This window comes from Amycolatopsis sp. FDAARGOS 1241, from assembly GCF_016889705.1.
Classification (GTDB): domain Bacteria; phylum Actinomycetota; class Actinomycetes; order Mycobacteriales; family Pseudonocardiaceae; genus Amycolatopsis.
In genome coordinates this window covers 7,221,874-7,239,831 of the sequence record NZ_CP069526.1, presented here as the reverse complement: position 1 = coordinate 7,239,831, position 17,958 = coordinate 7,221,874, and the positions used below count along the sequence as shown (strand labels likewise).

20 protein-coding genes are annotated in these 17,958 nt (G+C 71.2%); 15 read left to right on the top strand and 5 right to left on the bottom strand.

Annotated elements, in window-relative coordinates; genetic code table 11:
• Positions 1-119 precede the first annotated feature (119 nt).
• Positions 120-917: an arginase family protein gene (locus tag I6J71_RS35275; protein ID WP_204090810.1), complete on the top strand. Its 798-nt coding sequence runs from the start codon at positions 120-122 to the stop codon at positions 915-917.
• Positions 918-956: 39 nt separating this feature from the next.
• On the opposite strand, the gene I6J71_RS35270 is transcribed toward I6J71_RS35275, so the two are convergent.
• Both I6J71_RS35270 and I6J71_RS35265 read right to left on the bottom strand, forming a co-directional pair.
• Positions 957-1,334: a GntR family transcriptional regulator gene (locus tag I6J71_RS35270; protein WP_204090809.1), complete on the bottom strand. Its 378-nt coding sequence runs from the start codon at positions 1,332-1,334 to the stop codon at positions 957-959.
• A complete protein-coding gene (locus I6J71_RS35265) occupies positions 1,335-2,057 on the bottom strand; it encodes a hypothetical protein (protein WP_204097392.1) in 723 nt (240 codons plus the stop codon).
• A gap of 455 nt (positions 2,058-2,512) precedes the next feature.
• On the opposite strand from I6J71_RS35265, the gene I6J71_RS35260 reads away from it, so the two are divergent.
• On the top strand, positions 2,513-3,799 hold the full coding sequence (locus I6J71_RS35260) for a CdaR family transcriptional regulator (RefSeq protein ID WP_204090808.1): 1,287 nt from the start codon (positions 2,513-2,515) through the stop codon (positions 3,797-3,799).
• Positions 3,800-3,862: 63 nt separating this feature from the next.
• Here the strand turns inward: I6J71_RS35260 and I6J71_RS35255 are convergent, their stop codons facing one another.
• Positions 3,863-4,858 (bottom strand): LLM class flavin-dependent oxidoreductase, encoded by a 996-nt coding sequence (locus I6J71_RS35255; protein WP_204090807.1) that lies wholly within the window; start codon positions 4,856-4,858, stop codon positions 3,863-3,865.
• 79 nt (positions 4,859-4,937) lie between these two features.
• A complete protein-coding gene (locus I6J71_RS35250) occupies positions 4,938-7,061 on the bottom strand; it encodes an ATP-binding domain-containing protein (protein WP_204090806.1) in 2,124 nt (707 codons plus the stop codon).
• A gap of 123 nt (positions 7,062-7,184) precedes the next feature.
• Here I6J71_RS35250 and rsmD point away from each other — a divergent pair, with 123 nt between their 5' ends.
• The 13 genes from rsmD to I6J71_RS35185 all read left to right on the top strand — a co-directional run bounded on the left by rsmD (position 7,185) and on the right by I6J71_RS35185 (position 16,749).
• On the top strand, positions 7,185-7,751 hold the full coding sequence (gene rsmD / locus I6J71_RS35245; RefSeq protein WP_204090805.1) for a 16S rRNA (guanine(966)-N(2))-methyltransferase RsmD: 567 nt from the start codon (positions 7,185-7,187) through the stop codon (positions 7,749-7,751).
• A 52-nt stretch (positions 7,752-7,803) separates the two neighbouring features.
• Positions 7,804-8,286: a pantetheine-phosphate adenylyltransferase gene (gene coaD, locus I6J71_RS35240; protein ID WP_204090804.1), complete on the top strand. Its 483-nt coding sequence runs from the start codon at positions 7,804-7,806 to the stop codon at positions 8,284-8,286.
• Between the two features lie 133 nt (positions 8,287-8,419).
• The gene (locus tag I6J71_RS35235; RefSeq protein WP_204090803.1) at positions 8,420-9,130 is read left to right on the top strand and encodes a ribonuclease domain-containing protein; all 711 of its coding nucleotides are present in this window, start codon (positions 8,420-8,422) and stop codon (positions 9,128-9,130) included.
• Between the two features lie 170 nt (positions 9,131-9,300).
• Positions 9,301-10,032: a DivIVA domain-containing protein gene (locus tag I6J71_RS35230; protein ID WP_204090802.1), complete on the top strand. Its 732-nt coding sequence runs from the start codon at positions 9,301-9,303 to the stop codon at positions 10,030-10,032.
• Positions 10,033-10,145: 113 nt separating this feature from the next.
• Positions 10,146-10,763: a DUF177 domain-containing protein gene (locus I6J71_RS35225; RefSeq protein WP_204090801.1), complete on the top strand. Its 618-nt coding sequence runs from the start codon at positions 10,146-10,148 to the stop codon at positions 10,761-10,763.
• A gap of 75 nt (positions 10,764-10,838) precedes the next feature.
• Entirely contained in the window at positions 10,839-11,021 is a 183-nt protein-coding gene (gene rpmF / locus I6J71_RS35220) for a 50S ribosomal protein L32 (protein WP_204090800.1), read from the top strand.
• Between the two features lie 14 nt (positions 11,022-11,035).
• Complete coding sequence (rnc, locus tag I6J71_RS35215; RefSeq protein ID WP_204090799.1) at positions 11,036-11,797, top strand: ribonuclease III; 762 nt, start codon at positions 11,036-11,038, stop codon at positions 11,795-11,797.
• Positions 11,798-11,846: 49 nt separating this feature from the next.
• A complete protein-coding gene (gene mutM / locus I6J71_RS35210) occupies positions 11,847-12,710 on the top strand; it encodes a bifunctional DNA-formamidopyrimidine glycosylase/DNA-(apurinic or apyrimidinic site) lyase (RefSeq protein ID WP_204090798.1) in 864 nt (287 codons plus the stop codon).
• A gap of 51 nt (positions 12,711-12,761) precedes the next feature.
• A complete protein-coding gene (locus I6J71_RS35205) occupies positions 12,762-13,193 on the top strand; it encodes a helix-turn-helix transcriptional regulator (RefSeq protein WP_204090797.1) in 432 nt (143 codons plus the stop codon).
• Between the two features lie 3 nt (positions 13,194-13,196).
• Positions 13,197-13,742 carry a hypothetical protein gene (locus I6J71_RS35200; protein ID WP_204090796.1) on the top strand — a complete coding sequence of 182 codons (546 nt, stop codon included), beginning with the start codon at positions 13,197-13,199 and terminating at the stop codon, positions 13,740-13,742.
• The gene (locus tag I6J71_RS35195; RefSeq protein WP_204090795.1) at positions 13,739-14,935 is read left to right on the top strand and encodes an MAB_1171c family putative transporter; all 1,197 of its coding nucleotides are present in this window, start codon (positions 13,739-13,741) and stop codon (positions 14,933-14,935) included. The genes I6J71_RS35200 and I6J71_RS35195 overlap by 4 nt, the downstream gene beginning before the upstream one ends.
• Positions 14,936-15,172: 237 nt before the next feature.
• Positions 15,173-15,496 (top strand): PadR family transcriptional regulator, encoded by a 324-nt coding sequence (locus I6J71_RS35190; RefSeq protein ID WP_204090794.1) that lies wholly within the window; start codon positions 15,173-15,175, stop codon positions 15,494-15,496.
• Entirely contained in the window at positions 15,493-16,749 is a 1,257-nt protein-coding gene (locus I6J71_RS35185; protein ID WP_204090793.1) for a hypothetical protein, read from the top strand. The genes I6J71_RS35190 and I6J71_RS35185 overlap by 4 nt, the downstream gene beginning before the upstream one ends.
• Before the next feature lie 614 nt (positions 16,750-17,363).
• Here I6J71_RS35185 and I6J71_RS35180 read toward each other — a convergent pair.
• Positions 17,364-17,885 carry a general stress protein gene (locus tag I6J71_RS35180; RefSeq protein WP_204090792.1) on the bottom strand — a complete coding sequence of 174 codons (522 nt, stop codon included), beginning with the start codon at positions 17,883-17,885 and terminating at the stop codon, positions 17,364-17,366.
• Between the last annotated feature and the right edge of the window lie 73 nt (positions 17,886-17,958).

Genomic DNA, 17,958 nt, shown 5'->3' with positions numbered 1-17,958 from the left:
CGGCAGTGCGCCAGTTTTCGGTGTAGCGAACGGCCCACTCGCGCCATTTCGGCGCGAGTGGGCCGTTCGCGCCGCTTCGGGCTCGTCTCGGCGGGGGTGGCCGCGCTACCGTCGGGCGCATGCTGATCAACGCGGTGCCGCAGTGGCAGGGCGCGGTCGGTCCCCAGGCCCGGGGGCTGATGGAGGGCTGCCTCGCGCTGTCCGAGCTGGCCGGGCACGTCCTGGGCCGGCCGGTGCACCACATCCACCAGGAACCGGCCACCAGTGAGGTGAGTGCGGGCGTCGCCAACCGCGCGGTGCTGACGGGTGCCAACCGAGCGGCGCAGCTCGCCGCGCTCGAAGCACCCGGCGGTCCGGTCCTGACGATCGGCGGCGACTGCGGCGTGGAGCTGGTGCCGGTCGGTGTGGCGCGGTACCGCCACGGCGCCGGGCTGGGTGTCGCGTGGTTCGACGCGCATCCGGATCTGAACACGGCCGAGTCGTCTCCCTCGGGCGCGTTCCACGGGATGGTGCTGCGGTCGTTGCTGGGCGAAGGGGACGAGGAGTTCGCGGCGAGCCCCGCGATCGAGCCGGGGCGGGTGGCGCTGTTCGGCACCCGGGTCTTCGATGTCGCGGAGGAGCAAGCCGTTCGGCGCGGGCTGGCGGTGCAGACAGAGGACGTCGCCGGTGCGCTGCGGCGGGCCGGTGCGGAGTCGGTGTACCTGCACGTCGATCTCGATGTGCTGGATCCGGGGGAGTTCGGCGGCGTGAACTTCCCCGAACCCGGTGGGCTGAAGATCTTCGAGCTCGTCGAGGCGATCGCCGGATTGTCCGAAGTAGACGTCGTCGGCGCGGGGATCACGGAGTGCGTGGGCACCCAGCTCGAGGCGCTGGAGCCCGTGATCACCGCGGTGGGGAGGGTGCTCATGCGAGGCTGAACCCCTGCCAGGCCTTGTGGCGCACCGGGTGAGCGCGGCTCAGGGCCGGCTCTCGGCGAGTGCCGCACGCACGGCCTCGACGGCTTCAGCCACGTCGACGTTCAGCTCCCGGACGCGCCGGGCGTAGTCGTCGGCCGCGGTGCGGAGCAGGGCCGCGCGGTCGGGCGGCTCGGCGGCGCCGGTGACGACGGTTCCGCGGGCGCGAGCGGTGGTGACCCAGCCGGCGGCTTCGAGTTCGCGGTAGACGCGGGCGACTGTGCCCGCGGCCAGCCCGAGGTCGCGGGCGAGCTGGCGGATGGGCGGGAGCCGAGCGTCGACGGGCACGGCACCGGTGCTGATCGCGTGGACGATCTGGTCGTGGACCTGGCGCCACGGGGCGACTCCGTTGTCGGTGTCGACGACCACTCGCAGTGGCATCTACTTCGCCGCCGCCGTCGCCGGCAGCTTCCGCGGCGGCGAGGCGATGGCGAGGAACGCGGCGAGCGTCCCCACGAACGCCAGGAACGACGGCAACGTGGCGCCGGGCCGGGCGGTGACGGCGCACGTCGCCGTGGCGAGCCCGAGGGCGACGTGGGCGCTGCGGCAGCGTAGGGCGAGGTCGACGTCGGGATCACCGGTGGCCGGGCGCCGCACGGCGAGCAGCACCACGCCGCACGCGACGGCGGCGGACGCGAGCGTCACGGCGAACCGCACCCACTCGCCGAGCACCGCCAGGTGCACCGCGGCGGCGACCGCGGGCAGCCCGGTGGCGATGATCGCCCACAGGGGAGCGAAGTCGAGGACGCCGCGGGGTGCGAGCACGGCTTCGCGCCGCGAGCCCGGGGTCGGACGCTGGGCCAGCACCTCGGCGATGAGCCCGCCCAGGAGCAGCACGGCCACGATCGTGCCGAGGCCGGACGAGTCCGCCAGACGCGACGCGCCCGGAATCAGGGGGAGCCCGACGAACAGCCACGGATACCAGAACCGCCGGCGCCGCAGGTAGCGCACCGCGACGCCCACCTGCTCGGGCGTCGCGCGCGGCAGGCCCCACTTGGCGAGCAGGTGCGCGCCCTGCCGTTGTCCCGGCCACAAGACGATCAGGATCGCCAGGCCGAACAAGCCGCAAACCAGAGCGGCACCGAGCGCTGAGCCGAGGTCCATCGCAAGCACTCCCATATTGTATCAAGCACATGGTACAAGACGGATGAGTGCCGCGCAGATCGATGCGCAACGCGCTGGTTGGCAGGCGGAGGAGCCGGCCCCGGGTGGGAACTGCGAGGGATCGCGATCTCTGCAGGGTGGTTGTGTCGCGGGTGGACCCGCTGCACGGCGGTGGAGTCCGTGCGCTGGCGCGGTGGGCCTGGGGCGATCGGAAGGGGGTGGCGTGTTCGTCCGTTCGTACGCCTTTTCCGGCGCGGTCGGCGGTACGTTCTCGGACTTTGTCAGTGGGACCGCGCGAACTTGTCACGCCGGTGACAAGAAATCTGTTTGTCCGGCGAAAGGTGACACATTCGGCGTGAGTTTTTCGATGTGTCCTGTGTCACCCCATCGGCTGCCGAGGGGGCTGCCGATGGGGTGCCGATGGCCGGGAACCGGAGCGGGGCAAAGGAGCTGCGATGACGGTGGAGCGGGGACTCGAGCGCGCTGTGCCGTCGGCGGAGATGCCGCGGAGGCTGGCCGAAATCCTGCGCCCCGAGCTCGCCAGCCTGGCGACGGAAATCGTCGACGAGATCAGGGTGACGATTCCGGTGTATGCGCGGCTGCTGGACGGACAGTGCGGGAAACCGATCCGGGCGGGAGTGGAGTACGCCATCAAGCTGTTCGTCGAGCAGATCGCGGACCCGGCGGTGTCGAAAGAGCAGTCGCACGAGGTGCACCACCGGCTGGGGCAGAACGAGATGCGCGAGGGGCGCAGCTTGGACACGCTGCAGTCGGCGTACCGCGTCGGCGCGCGGGTGTCGTGGCGGCGGATCATGGACGTCGGGCGGCGGAGCGGGTTGTCGTCGGCGGTCGTGTCGCAGCTCGCCGACGCGATGCTGGCGTTCATGGACGAACTGGCGTCCGTCGCGCTCGATGGGTACCTCGAAGCCAAGGCCCGGACGGCAGGCGCGCTCGAGATGTGGCGGCACCGGCTGCTCGACCTGCTGCTGCAACATCCGGCCGCACCCGCGAAGACGATCTGCGATCTCGCGCAGCTCACCGGCTGGGCGGTACCCGAGGTGGCGTCGCCGATCGCTCTGCAGCCGATGACCATCACGCGCCTTCGCCGGCACGTCACGCTCGACTCCGACCTGCTCTTCGAACTGGAGGGCGCGCAGCCGCGCATCGTGGTGCCCGGAGCCGTCGACAGCGCGCGCCTCGCGACGCTGCAGGCTGCGTTGCCGGACCACCGGCTGTCGGTCGGGCCGTGTGTGCCGCTCGGCTGCCTCGCCGACTCGCTGCGGTGGGCTCGCGCCGCCCTGAGGCTCGCTGATCGCGGACGCATCGCGCACCGCCGCGTGCACCGCGCCGAGGACCACCTCGGCGACTTGCTGGTGAACTCCGACGCCGCGCTGGTCGACGTGCTGCGTGCCCGCCTCTTCGCGCCGCTGGCCGGGATGACGGACAAACAGCAGGAACGGCTCCTCGAGACGCTGCGCGCGTGGCTCGACAGCCAGGGCAACGTCGTCGAAATCGCCGAACTCCTGCAGATCCACCCGCAGACCGTCCGCTACCGCATGCGCCAGCTCCAGGCCACCTTCGGCCACCGGCTGCGCGATCCCGCCGCTCGCTTCGAAATGGCGCTGGTCCTGCGCGCGACCGCCCCGCGCCGCTCGACAGCCGGCCCCTGGCCCGGGCCATTCCCGCCGACTGAGGTGCTGCCGTCGCCACGCCGGAGTCCTCAGTGGACAACGCAGCGCTGAGCAACGCGACAGTGGAAAGAAAAATCCCGGCCACGTGGACCGGGATCTCTCTTCCGCTCGACGTCAATCCTTGAGGCTCGCCACGAGTTCGTAGGAGCGCACGCGGTCCTCGTGCCCGTGGACCTGGGTGGTGATCATCAGCTCGTCCGCGCCGCTGTCGGCGAGCAGCTGCTCGAGTCCCTTGCGGACGGTCTCCGGCGAGCCGATCACGCTCGAACCGAAGCGGTCGGCGAGGAATGCGCGGTCCGCCTCCGTGTACGGGTACTCGGCGGCTTCCTCTGGCGTCGGCAAGGCGACCGGGCGGCCGCGGCGGAGGCTGAGGAACGACAGCCCGCTCGGCCCGGCGAGGAACTGCGCGCGCTCGTCGGTCTCGGCCGCCACGACGGCGACGCCGAGCATCACGTACGGCTCCTGCAGGACCTCCGACGGGCGGAAGTTCTCGCGGTACAGCTGCACGGCCGGCAACGTGTTCTCCGACGCGAAGTGGTGCGCGAACGAGAACGGCACCCCGAGCCGTCCGGCGAGCTGCGCGCTGAAACCGGAGGACCCCAGCAGCCACAGCGGCGGTTTGTTGCCCTCGGCGGTCACGGCGTTGACGCCGCGCGCGGGATCGCGCTCGAAGTACTCGAGCAGCTCCATCAGCTGCTCCGGGAAGTTCTCGGCGGTGAGTCCGCCGGGTCCGCGCAGCGCGAGCGCCGTGCGCTGGTCGGTGCCGGGCGCGCGCCCGATGCCGAGGTCGATGCGGCCGGGGTGCAGCGCCTCCAGGGTGCCGAACTGCTCGGCCACCACGAGCGGCGCGTGGTTGGGCAGCATGATCCCGCCGGAGCCGACGCGAATGGACTCCGTGGCGCCGGCCACCGAACCGATCAGCACGACCGTCGCCGAGCTGGCGATGCCCGGCATGTTGTGGTGCTCGGCGAGCCAGTAGCGGCGGTACCCCAGCCGCTCCGCGTGGCGGGCCAGGTCGATGGTGTTGCGCAGGGCGTCGCCGACCCCCTGGCCCTCCGAGATGGGCGCGAGGTCGAGCACGGACAGCGGCACGTCAGACAGGGAACTCACGATCAGCAGTAACGCACAGGCCCGCTGTTCCCTTCCCGGCGCGTCAGAGATGTCGGGGGTGTCAGCGGTGTCAGCGGCGTCAGCTCTGCGGCAGCCAGTCCGGGTCGGATGCGAGCACGATCAGCTGCTGCGTCGCCCGGGTCAGGGCGACGTACAGGACCCGCCTGCCGGTGGAGGACTCCGTGACGAGGTCCATGGGCTCGACCAGCACGACGGCGTCGTACTCGAGGCCCTTGGAGTCGAGGCTGCCGACGATCTTGAGGCGTTCGTCGGTCTGGTCGGCGAACCAGCCCGCGATCTCCGGGACGCGGTCCATGGCCGTGATCACGCCCACGGTGCCCTCCACGGCGCCGAGCAGCTCCTTCACCGCGGCCTGCGTCGCACCTTCCAGCGCAGCCGCTTCGACGGGCCGCACCTCGGGCTCGATGCCGGTGGTCCGGACCGCCTTTGGCAGCTCGCCGGGCTCGGCGTGACCGGCCACGACCTTCGCGGCGAGGTCGAAGATCTCCGCCGAGTTGCGGTAGTTGGTACGCAGCGTGTAGCGGCGTTTGGCCGTCTTCACGCCGAAGGCCTGGTCGCGCGCGGCGGCGGCCTCCTCGGGGTCCGGCCACGAGCTCTGCACCGGGTCGCCGACGACGGTCCAGCTCGCGTACTTGCCGCGGCGGCCGACCATGCGCCACTGCATGGGGGAGAGGTCCTGCGATTCGTCGACGACCACGTGGGAGTACTCGTCGTAGTGCTCGGGCCGGTGCGGGGCGGCGCCCGTGCTGCCGCGCTCCGGGGCGGCCTCGATCACCTGCTGGCGCCGGCGCCGCTTGGGCTCCGGGCCCACGAGCACGCGCAGCTCGTCCAGCAGGGCGACGTCGGCGACGGTCCAGCCGCGCGAGCGGTCGGCGAAGTCGGCGGCGAGCACGGTGATCTCGTGGCGGTTGAGCACGCCCTTCGACGCGGCGGCGAGGCGCTTCTCGTCGCCGAGCCACTTGAGGATCTGCGCGGGGTAAAGGATCGGCCACCACACCACCAGGAAGCGGTGGAAGTCGATGCGCTCGCCGAGGTCGTTGATCAGCTCCGCGCGATCGATCTCCTTGCCGTCCGCCTTCGCGTACTCCTCGGCCTTGTCGGCCAGCGCCGCCAGCAGCAGCTCGGCGGTGCGTACGCGCGCCCGGTTCGGCGGCGCACCCTGCGTGTGGGCCTTGCGGCGCACCTTCTCCAGTTCACGCGCCGAGAGCTTCAGCACTTCGCCGCGGTAGACCATCCGCAACTCCTGCGGCGCCTCGGGCGGCGTGTCACGCAGCGCGCGCAGCAGCACCTTGCGCATCCGCAGCGAACCCTTGATCGCGGCCAGCTCGGAGTTGTCCTGGCGGGTCGCCGCGAGCCCGTCGAGCACCTCGCCCAGCGCGCGCAGCTCCACGTTCGTCTCGCCCATCGACGGCAGCACGCGCGAGATGTACGAGGTGAACACACCCGACGGGCCGATCACGAGCACGCCCGCACCGCCGAGCTGACGGCGGTGGCGGTAGAGCAGGTACGCCGCGCGGTGCAGGGCGACGGCCGTCTTCCCGGTGCCCGGCCCGCCGGTGATCTCGGTGACCCCGCGCCACGGCGCGCGGATGACCTCGTCCTGCTCTTTCTGGATCGTGGCGACGATGTCGCGCATCTTCTCGCCGCGCGAGCGGCCCAGCGCGGCCATGAGCGCACCCTCGCCGACGACCTGCATGTCCTCCGGCACGGCGTCGGGGATCAGCACGTCGTCGTCGACGTCGAGCACGGTCTGGCCGGAGCAGCGGATCACGCGACGGCGCACCACGTCCATCGGCTCTTCCGCCGTGGCCTGGTAGAACGCCGCGGCCGCCGGGGCGCGCCAGTCGGTGACGAGGTTGTCGAACTCGTTGTCGCGGATGCCGAGGCGCCCGACGTAGATGTGCTCGCGGTCGAGGTGGTCGAGCCGGCCGAAGACCAGGCCCTCGTACTCGGCGTCGAGCGTCTGCAGGGTCTGGTTCGCGTGGTAGACCATCATGTCGCGCTCGAACAGCATCGACGCCTGCTCGAAGATGGCCTCGCGCTGCGCGCCCTGACCGATCTCGTAGCCCTTCGTGCGCATCGCCTCGGCCTGTTGGCGCAGCTCGGCGAGCCGGGTGTAGACCCGATCCACGTGGGCCTGTTCGACGGCGATCTCCGCTCGTCGCACCCGGGGTTCCGACACCAAACTCTCCCTAAACAGCTCGACCGCCTCTGGAGGGCGAAGAACGACTCTACGCGCCCGCGCGCGGCGGATTCAGCAAGTCCTGTCCAACACCACATCGTGGACGTCCGCGAAGATGACGGGATGACGAGGATCGTGGCGGGGAAGGCGGGCGGCCGTCGGCTGAAAGTGCCGCCGAAGGGCACCCGGCCCACGTCGGAGCGGGTGCGCGAAGCCCTGTTCAACGCCCTCGACGTGGCGGGGGAGCTCGAGGGCGTGCGCGTGCTCGACCTCTACGCCGGCTCCGGCGCGCTCGGCCTCGAAGCCCTCTCCCGCGGCGCCGCCGACGCGTGGTTCGTCGAAGCCGACCGCAGGGCCGCAGATGTGCTGCGCGGCAACGTCGGAGCGCTGGGCCTGGGTGGCACCGTGCGCGCCGCGCCTGTCGAGGCCGTGGTGGCCGCGCCCGCGGCCGCCGAGTTCGACCTCGTGCTGGCCGATCCGCCGTACGCCGTCGACGCCGCCGCACTCGGCAAGGTGCTGGCCGCGCTCGACGAGGGCGGCTGGCTCACCGACGGTGCCCTCGTGGTGATCGAACGGGCCGCTCGTGACGGTGCGCCGGACTGGCCGGCCGCCTTCACCCCGACCCGGGACAAGAAGTACGGCGACACCGCGCTGCACTGGGCCGAGTACACCCGTCGAGCACAGGTGTGACGCAGTCATCACGAAGCGCGCGCGAGCTGTCGCGGCTTGGTAGCGTCCGCGCATGCGGCGTGCGGTCTGTCCCGGTTCCTACGATCCGGCCACCAACGGGCACCTCGACATCATCGAGCGGGCGTCCCTCCTCTTCGACGAAGTCGTGGTCGCAGTGGGGGTGAACAAGAACAAGAAGGGCCTGTTCAGCGTCGAGGAACGGCTGGAGATGCTGCGCGAGATCACCGCGAAGCTGCCGAACGTGCGCGTCGACTCGTGGCAGGGCCTGCTCGTGGACTACTGCCGGGACAACGACATCGCGGCGGTCGCCAAGGGACTGCGGTCGGTGAGCGACTTCGACTACGAGCTGCAGATGGCGCAGATGAACCGCGAGCTCACGGGGCTTGAAACGCTGCTGATGGCCAACAACCCGGCCTACGGCTTCGTCTCCAGCTCGCTCGTGAAGGAGGTCGCGGCGCTGGGCGGCGACGTGGAGCGCCTCGTGCCGCCGGTCGTGTTCGAACGGCTCAGCAAGGTGTTCCCGAAGCAGGCCTGACTCCGGGGTTTCGCGCGTTCACGGGACGTTTTCCCCCGATCGGGTGGCGACCATCGTCGGGACTTCGGTGCAAGCTGAAAGCTGTTCACTTGACGGCAGCCTGACGACCACCCCATCGGGTTACGGTCCGAAAATGGCCAACCACCGTTCGCGCTTGACTGCGGTCCTGTTCGCCCTGCTGGTCGGTTTCCTCGGGTTCGGCACCGCCGCGGTCGCGGCACCCGCTGTCCCGGCCACTGGGGCTTCTGTGCTGCAGAACTCCTGCGGCAACCTATCCGGCTTCTCGCACACGACGCTGTCCGCGTTGCCCGCCGAAGCCACCACGACCTACAACCTCATCCAGAAGGGCGGGCCCTTCCCGTACCCGCAGAACGACGGCGTCGTCTTCGACAACCGGGAAGGCATCCTGCCGTCCTGCTCCTCCGGCTACTACCACGAGTACACGGTGCCCACGCCCGGTGCGAGCAACCGCGGCACCCGCCGGATCATCACCGGTCAGGGCGGCGAGTACTTCTACACCGGCGACCACTACGCCACGTTCAAGGTCATCGACGTCAACGGCGGCGGTGCCGGCACCAGCTCCTGCGGCAACCTCTCCGGCCTGGCCAAGATCGGCTACTCGACTCTGTCCTCCGCCGCGAAGTCGGTCGTGAACCAGGTGCGAAACGGCGCGACGGGCCAGACCTACGAGAACCGCGAGGGCGTGCTCCCGGCCTGCTCCACGGGCTACTACCAGCTGTTCCCGGTGGGCACCGACGACCGCGTGATCAAGGGCAAGGGCGGCGAGCTGGCCTACACGCCGGATCGCTACGTCACCTTCAAGGCGATCGACCTGAACGCCTGACCCCGCCGGCCGTTTCCGTGCCGCTCCACCCCGTCCGGGTGGGGCGGCACGCTGCGTCATGAGGCGTTCTCGAGAGGACACGCCCAGTCCGGCGCGCGTTCACCGGTTCAGGCTGCGGAGCGGGCAGACTGATCGGTAGGGAACGGGGATCAATGCTTGAGGGAGTGGCCGTGTACCGGGTTTTCGAGGCGCTCGACGAGCTCGTCACGATCGTCGAAGAGGCCCGCGGGGTGCCGATGACGTCCAGTTGCGTCGTCCCGCGCGGCGACGTCCTCGAGTTGCTCGACGACGTCCGCGACGCGCTGCCCGGCGAGGTCGACGACGCCCAGGACGTGCTCGACAAGCGCGACGACCTGCTGCACGCTGCCCGCAAGGAAGCCGGCGAGGCCGTCGCCGCCGCCAACGAGGAGGCCGAGCGCACGGTGTCCGACGCGACGTCGGAGGCCGAGCGGATCCTCGCTGACGCGCGGGCCCGCGCCGAGCAGATGATGGGCGACGCCCACGACGAAGCCGAGCGCATGGTCGCCGCCGGGCAGGCCGAGTACCAGAACCTCACCGAGCGTTCGCGCGCCGAGTCCGAGCGCATGATCCAGGCCGGCCGCGACGCCTACGACCGCGCCATCGAGGACGCCCGCGCCGAGCAGGCCCGGCTCGTCTCGCAGACCGAGGTCGTCCAGGCCGCGCACGCCGAGTCCGCGCGCATCGTCGACGAGGCCCACACCGAGGCCGACCGCCAGCGCGCCGAATGCGACGCGTACGTGGACGGCAAGCTGGCCGAGTTCTCGGAGCTGCTGGCGACGACCCTGCGCACCGTCGACTCCGGCCGCAACCACCTCCGGTCCCCGATGAACCTCGGCGGCAGCGGTGGCGGGCGCTCGACGCTGTACGACTACCAGGTCTGACCTGGGGGTTCCCGGCCACGGCGGTGGTCGGGGCCCGGTGGGGGACCAGCAGGCGGCGTGACGCTCGGCACCAGCTCGAAAGAGGTGGCGCACCCTGCGTACCCTGGTGAGCGATGTCCGAGAACCCCGCCCCGAACACCCGCCCCGCGCAGCTCGACGACAAGAGCCCGTGGGTCGTCGACACGCGCGAGCTCGGCCGGCACGCCGGCCTGAGCCGCGAGGTGCGCCGCAGCGTGCCGCTCGAAGCCGCGCTCGGTGTGCCCGACGTCATCTCCATCGAGGCCGGCTCCACGATCGAGCTCGACCTGCTCCTCGAATCCGTGGTCGAAGGCGTGCTGGTCAGCGGCACCGCGAGCGCCACGGCCACCGGCACGTGCTCGCGCTGCCTCGACCCGCTGACCGAGCACGTCGAGGTCGAGCTCACCGAGCTGTTCGCCTACCCCGGCTCCGCCACCGAGGAGACCACGGACGAGGACGAGATCCCGCGACTCGTCGACGATCGCATCGACCTCGAGCCGGTCGTCCGCGACGCCGTGGTACTGGCCCTCCCGCTGGTGCCGCTGTGCCAGGAGGACTGCGCCGGACTGTGCACCGAATGCGGTGTCAAGTGGGCCGATCTCGAGCCCGGACACGGGCATGAGAAGATAGACCCTCGGTGGGCCGCGCTGGTCGAGCGATTCGACGAGAACGCGGGCGAAAAGCCTGCGCACGGCTCCGGAGAGCAAGCCTGACGAGCGTCCAGCTCGATCCGGGAGAAGTCAGTTCGGCTCGCGACCGCGAGCAGACAGTTTGAAGGAGATCTACTCGTGGCCGTCCCGAAGCGGAAGATGTCGCGATCCAACACGCGCGCCCGCCGCAGCCAGTGGAAGGCGGCTCCGGTTCAGCTGGTGCCCTGCTCCAACCGCGCCTGCCGCCAGCCGAAGCTCCAGCACGTTGCGTGCCCGACGTGCGGCCAGCACAACGGCCGCCAGGTCGTCGAGCCCGCCTGATCGGGCAGCCGACCATGGGGGGTAAGTCCGCCGGGGGACCCGCGGCCGATCCCACAGAACTGCTCGAGGCGCTCGGGGTCGAGTTCGACCCCGAGCTCCTTCGGCTTTCGCTGACCCACCGCTCGTACGCGTACGAGAACGGTGGGCTCCCGCCCAACGAGAGGCTGGAGTTCCTCGGCGACGCAGTGCTCGGCCTGGTCGTCACGGACCACCTGTACACCACGCACCCCGATCTGCCGGAGGGCCAGCTCGCGAAGCTGCGCGCCAGCGTCGTGAACATGCACGCGCTGGCCGGCGTCGCCCGCGGGCTCGGCGAAGGCGGGCTCGGGGCGCACCTGCTGCTGGGCAAGGGCGAAGAGCTCACCGGCGGCCGGGACAAGGCGAGCATCCTCGCCGATGGTCTCGAGGCCGTGATCGGTGCGACCTACCTCGCCCACGGCATCGAGGTCGCGCGCAAGCTCGTGCACCACCTCTTCGACGGCCTGCTGGCCGAGGCGCCCCTGCGGGGTGCGGGCCTCGACTGGAAGACCAGCCTGCAGGAGCTCACCGCCTCCGCGGGCCTCGGCGTGCCCGAGTACCGCGTGGAGGACACCGGTCCGGACCATCGCAAGGAGTTCACCGCCACGGTGCTCGTCGCGGGACGGGATCTGGGCCGCGGCTCCGGCACCACGAAGAAGGAAGCCGAGCAGAAGGCCGCCGAGACGGCGTGGCGCGCCCTGTCCGAAGAGCTGGGAGACGGCTCCGGCGGATCGGGCGAAGCCAAGTCCGAAGGCTGACGCCCGCCGCGGTCCGAGACTGTCGTACCGCGCGGGCAGAATGGACGGCATGCCCGAACTTCCCGAGGTCGAGGTCGTCCGCGCCGGTCTCGAGGCGCACGTCGCCGGTCGCACCGTCAGCAAGGTCGAGGTCCTGCACCCGCGCGCGATCCGCAGGCACGCCCTCGGCGCCGAGGACTTCACCGGCCGGCTCGCCGGCGTCGAGATCGCCGGGGCGCGCCGGCGCGGCAAGTACCTGTGGCTCGAGCTCTCGCACGGTGAGGCCGTGCTCGCGCACCTCGGCATGAGCGGCCAGATGCTGGTGCAGCCCGAAGGTGCGCCGGACGAGAAGCACTTGCGTGTTCGCGTGCGCTTCGACGACGACGGGCCAGAGTTGCGGTTCGTCGACCAGCGTACGTTCGGCGGCCTCTCACTCGACGACCTGCTCGACGTCGAAGGCGATCTGTTGCCCGGCACCATCGCGCACATCGCCCGCGATCCGATGGACGCGAGGTTCGACCCCGACGCCGCCGTGAAGGCGCTGCGGTCGCGCCGGACCGAGGTGAAGCGCGCGCTGCTCGACCAGACCCTCGTGTCCGGCGTCGGCAACATCTACGCCGACGAAGCCTTGTGGCGCACCAAGTTGCACGGCACGCGGCTCACCGAGAAGCTCACCGCCGCGCAGGGCCGGGCGCTGCTGGCCGCGGCCGGCGACGTCATGACCGCCGCGCTCGCGGTGGGCGGCACGTCGTTCGACGCGTTGTACGTCAACGTGAACGGCCAATCCGGGTACTTTTCCCGATCCCTCGACGCGTACGGCCAGGAGGGACTACCCTGCCGCCGGTGCGGGACCGCGATCCGGCGGGAACCGTTCATGAACCGCTCGTCCTACTCGTGCCCGAAGTGCCAGCCCCGGCCCCGCAGCTCGCGTTGATGCTTCTCCAGAGGCGATCAACTAGGATGAACGCGGCGGAAGAGGAGTCGCATGACGGAGCCGGGCAAGTCGTCGCTCGCCGACAAGATCGACCAGTTGTTCCACGTGGTGCGGCGGCCCGACCGCGAGCAGTACAGCCACGAGGAGGTCGCCCGCGCGTGCCGTGAGGCCACGGGCGAGAGTTTCTCCACGACGTACCTCTGGCAGCTGCGCACTGGCCGTCGCGACAATCCCACGAAGCGTCATCTCGAAGCGCTCGCGCAGTTTTTCGGCGTTCCTCCGGCATACTTCTTCGACGACGGGCAGAGCGCGAAGATCGCCGAAGAGCTGGCCCTGCTGGGTGCGCTGCGCGACGCGGGCGTCCGCGACGTGGCGCTGCGGGCGGTCACGCTCTCGCCCGACGGGCTCGACACGATCAGCGACATGATCGACGCGATCGCGCGGAGGGAGGCGGCCAAGAGCGGCACGAAGAAGGAGGACTGACCCGTGGCGGACCGGCGGCGCGAGCTCTGGCGGCGGTGCCGCCGGCTGGCCGGGACACCAGTCGTGCCCGAGCCGTTCGACGCCGGGGAGTTCGTGGCGGGCATCGCCGCCGATCGCGGCCGGCCCATCGAGCTGATGCCGGTGAACGCGCCGTCCGGCGGGCCGTGCGGCCTGCTGATGAGCACCGCGCGAGCCGACTACATCCTGTACCCCACGAACACCACGGCCCTGCACCGGCGCCACATCCTGCTGCACGAGGTGGGGCACCTGCTGTGCGGGCACGTCGGCTCCGACGCCGGTGCCGACGGCGCGGCCATCGACGCCGCCGTGAGCCGGGTGCTCATGCCGAACCTCTCGCCGGAGCTCGTCCGCCGGGTGCTCGGGCGCACCACGTACAGCGCGGTGGAGGAGCAGGAAGCCGAGCTCGTCGCGTCGCTGATCGCGCAGCGCGTGGCGCGGGCGCAGGCGCCGCGGCCCGCCGAGCCCGACCGCGGCATGGCTCGCATGGACGGCATGTTCGGCGGCCGCTCGCGCCGCCGGGCCCCGTGATCGAGACGCTGGCGTACTTGGCCTGCGTGCTGGGGTTCGCCGGCTTCGGGGTGAAGCTGCTGGAGGCCGGACGCCACCAGCCGGCGCGGACGCTCTGGTACCTCGCCGGGTTCGGCATCTGCATCGCGTTCGGCATCGCCGAGGGCATGCCGGCCCTGGACGCGCTCGCCGGTGATGAGCGCTGGTACGCGGACTACTCGCCGCTGGCCGGTGACCTCGCCAAGTTCGGCGCGATCGGCTTCACGGTCGCGTTCACGCGCTCGATGCGCTTCGGCGCGGCCGCGCGGCTGGGCCGGCACGCGGTGCTGTCGTGGTGCGTGATCACCACCGAGGTCGTGCTGTTCGTGCTCGCCGGTCCGCGCCGGTCCGGGGAGGACACGGTGGTGCCGGCGGCGGGGCGGTCGTTCTTCGTGGCGTACGAGCTGGTGTTCATCACCTACGGCGTGCTGAGTCTCGTGCTGGTCGCGGTGTTCTTCGCGCGGTTCGCCGCGCGCGCCCGCTCGGGTTCGCTGCGCGCCGGGCTGTGGCTGATCTTCGCGGGTGTCGTGGCCGCGGTCGCGTGGACGCTGTGGGACCTCGACGACGTCGCGTCGCTCCTGTCCACCGGCGGGGTCGAGGCGGCGGAGGACCTGCCGGCCGCGGCGCTCGGCGCCGCGTGCGTCGTGCTCGCGGTGGCGGGCTCGACGTTGTCGGTGTGGGGACCGTCGCTGGCCGCGCCCTTGCGATGGCTGCGGGCATACCGGGCCTACCGCCGGATCGAGCCACTGTGGACGGTCCTGCACGAGGCGGTGCCGGGCATCGCGCTCGACCCGGCGCGCGGCCTCGCGGGCGGCGCGGAATTCGCGCTCTACCGCCGTGTCATCGAAATCCGCGACGGGCACCTCGCCCTGCGGCCGTACTTCGACCCGGACCTGCCCGAGCGCGTCGTGGACCGCGCGCGGCTCGCCGGCGTCCCCGCCCGGTCGGTCGCCGCAACCGTCGACGCCGCCACCCTCGCCGCGGCACTCGTCGCGCGGGAAGCGGGCCACCGCTACCAGCCCGACGACGCCGACGCGCCGTCCGGCGGGGCGGTTCCCGCGGACGTTCGCGCGGAAGCCGAGTGGCTCGTCGAAGTCACGCGGGCGTGGCGGCACTCGGCCGTGGTCGCCGCCGTGCGCCGCGCAACCCGGGGCGAGCCGGACGTGTTCGCCTGACGGATCAGGCTTTCGCCGCGATGGACGCGCGGTGTCGACGGCCGGCGCTTCACGATCGCGCGGCACCGGCTTGGCGGCGGTGTCGGCGATCAGGCAGCCGAGCGGACGGCTGTACCCCGTCGTTCCTCGCCTGATCTTCGTCCTGTTCGAGTAACACGGATGCACCGAATGGCCGTCCGCCGTGCACACTACTGCGCAATGCGTGGTACTGTTTCGAGCGCAAGACTGGAGGGTGCCGTGGAGATCAGTCAGCTGCTCAAGGGAGTGCTGGACCTGGCGGTGCTGGCCGTGCTGCGTGAAGAGGACGGGTATGGCTACGACGTGCTCCGAAGACTTCGCGTCGCGGGCCTGGAGGAAGTGGGGGACGCCTCCGTGTACGGCACGTTGCGGCGGCTGTTCAAAGCCGGCCTTCTGACGTCGTACGTGGTGCCCAGCGAAGAGGGACCGCACCGCAAGTACTACAGCCTGAACGAGCCGGGGCGGGCGCGGCTCGCCGAGTCGGGGAAGACGTGGCACAGCTTCGCGTCGACGATGAACGTCTTACTGGGAGAGGCAGCATGAGTACGGAGAAGCCCACCGCCGTGCGGGTGTACCTGGCGAGGGTCCGCACCGCGCTCGCCGATCTGCCCGCGGGCGAGATCGAGGAGATCCTGGAGGACGTCCGGCCGCACCTGGCCGAAATGGAGTCCGAGCTGGGGGCCGACGCGCGGGTCGAGGCGCTGATCGAACGGCTCGGCACGCCGGAGAGCTACGCGGCCGAGCTGCGGGCGTCCGGGGGTTACCCGTCGCCGCCTTCGTCGGGGGAGGCGGCGACGGTCGTGCTGGCGCCGGGGAAGACACCGGGGTTGTTCGGCGCGCGGTTCGCCTTGTGGGGCTTGGTGTTCTGCGCGCTGGGGCTCGCGCTGTTCGCGTTCACGGCGGCGGTGCAGCTCGACCCGGATGCGTTGCTGGGACTGCTGATCCTGGTGCCGGTGTTGGCGCTGAGCCTCGTGTTCCTGTTCCGCCGCGGCGTTTCCGCCGTGCTGGAGCTGCCCGAGGTGGTGCGGGCACGCGAGTCGGTGCGGTCGTGGCGCGCCGAGCGCGAGGACGACAAGGCGATGGCGTACCTGCGTTCACTCAAGCCGGCGTGGTGGATCGTGTGCGCGGTGGTGCTGCTCGCGTTCGGCTTGCTGCTGATGGTGCGGCACACGTACGCGGCACTGCTGCTGCCGTTCCTCATCGCGGCGGCGGCCGCGGTGGTCTGGGCCGGCCCGAAGGCGCGCACCGACCGGCGGCTGCTGTGGCTCGCGGTGCCGGTGTCGGCGTTCGTGATCGGCGGCGCGTTCGGCGGCTTCGGCGCGGCGATCGACCTGATCGCGCACCGGTCGTACTACCCGGACACCACGTCGTACTCCTCGCCGACGATCGACACCTACGGCAACCAGCAGCTGCGCTACGGCGACGAGGAACTGCAGAACGTGTACGCGTTCGACGCGTCGGGCAAGCCGCTCGCCGACGTCTACCTGTACGACGACCAGGGCCGCCCGCTCACCGTCACGCGCTACGGCTGCGAAGCCGGCACCGGTGCGCAGTCCAAGCTCGGCGAGGACAACCGCTTCCCGCGCCCGCGGCTCGTCCAGGGCACGCAGGACGACCGCGGCAACCGCGACGGCTACAACGGCTACCGCCCCTACTGCCACGAAGAAACCGGCGTCCCCTTCGCAGCGGCCATCCCGACGCCGACGTCGTCGGCTACCCCGCCCTCGTCCGCTGCGCCCGCCAGCTCCGCCGCGAAGCCGACCTCGACGTCGAGTCCCGCTCCGCCCACGAGGTAGAGCCGCGCGGGGGCGGGGGAGCAGAGGTCGAGGCTGCTTCCCCGTCTTCTCCGCGCAGGATGGTTCACTGGCGGCGCGATGTCGCCGGCGCCCGAGAAGATTCCGGGGACAACGGCTCATCGCCGCGAGGTGGCACTAGCTCATGCCAGGAGGCGGAGAGATCACCGAGCTCGTCGGCGCCGGCTGATCCGCCACCCACGGTTCCACCTGCACCCCCAACGGTGGTGCCAGGCAACCGGAGCGGTCCGTATCAAGGTCTGCTTCTCGTGGTTCCTCGGCGCGGCCAAGCAGGCGATCTGTGCGATTTCGAGGATCGCCGTCCTCGCCGGCGGATCTGGCCGTAGCCGTGCAACTCTGGATGATCTGGCGAACCGCACGGTGGGCGCCGGTGCGGAGTACCCCTGGGTGCCGCGGTGGAGCGGCGTGCCCGGGGCGCCCGAGGCCCGGCGAGCCGGAATGGGGAGTAAGAGGCGGCAGGCGGGAGCCCGCCGGCGAGGCGCGCGACCCGCGTCCTGAGTGGTCCCCGACGGACCGGGTGGCCACAAAAGAACTCGGGCGCCCGGATCGGAGATCCGGGCGCCCGAGCTTCGGGAACTACGTCGACGGGTGCTCGGTCAGTGGCCGAACGCCGAGCGTGCGGCCAGGTCGGCGAGGAGGGCGCGGCCCTTTTCCGCGTTGCGGGGCTGCGAGAGCACGTCGTAGCGCTGGGCGACGAGCTGGCTCTGCGAGACGAAACCGCGCTTGTTGCGATTGGCCGCGTAGCCCAGGGCGCCGAACAGCAGGTTGAAGGCGACACCGGCGACGAGGCCGATCACGATCGACAGCAGGCCGGCGCCGGGGTTGAGCAGGCTGAGCACCAAGCCGAGGAACAGGCCGAACACAGCGCCCGACATGGCGGCGCTGGAGAGCATCTTGCCCCAGCTCATGCGGCCCGCGATGCGCTCCACGAGCATCGGCTGGACGCCGACGATGGTGACGTCGGCGATGGGGAAGTCGGTGCTCGCGAGGTGGTCGACCGCGGCCTGGGCCTTCTCGTAGGAATCGTAGGAGCCGATCGGCCAGCCCGTGGGCGGGGTCGGGAACTGCGGCCGCGCCTGCTGCTGGCTGAACCTGGTCTGCGTGAATGCTTCTGTCATCCCTCTCACCTCTCTTGCCCGTTCAACGTTCCCCGTGGCCGGTTTGGTCCCGCAACCCCACGATTCACAGATT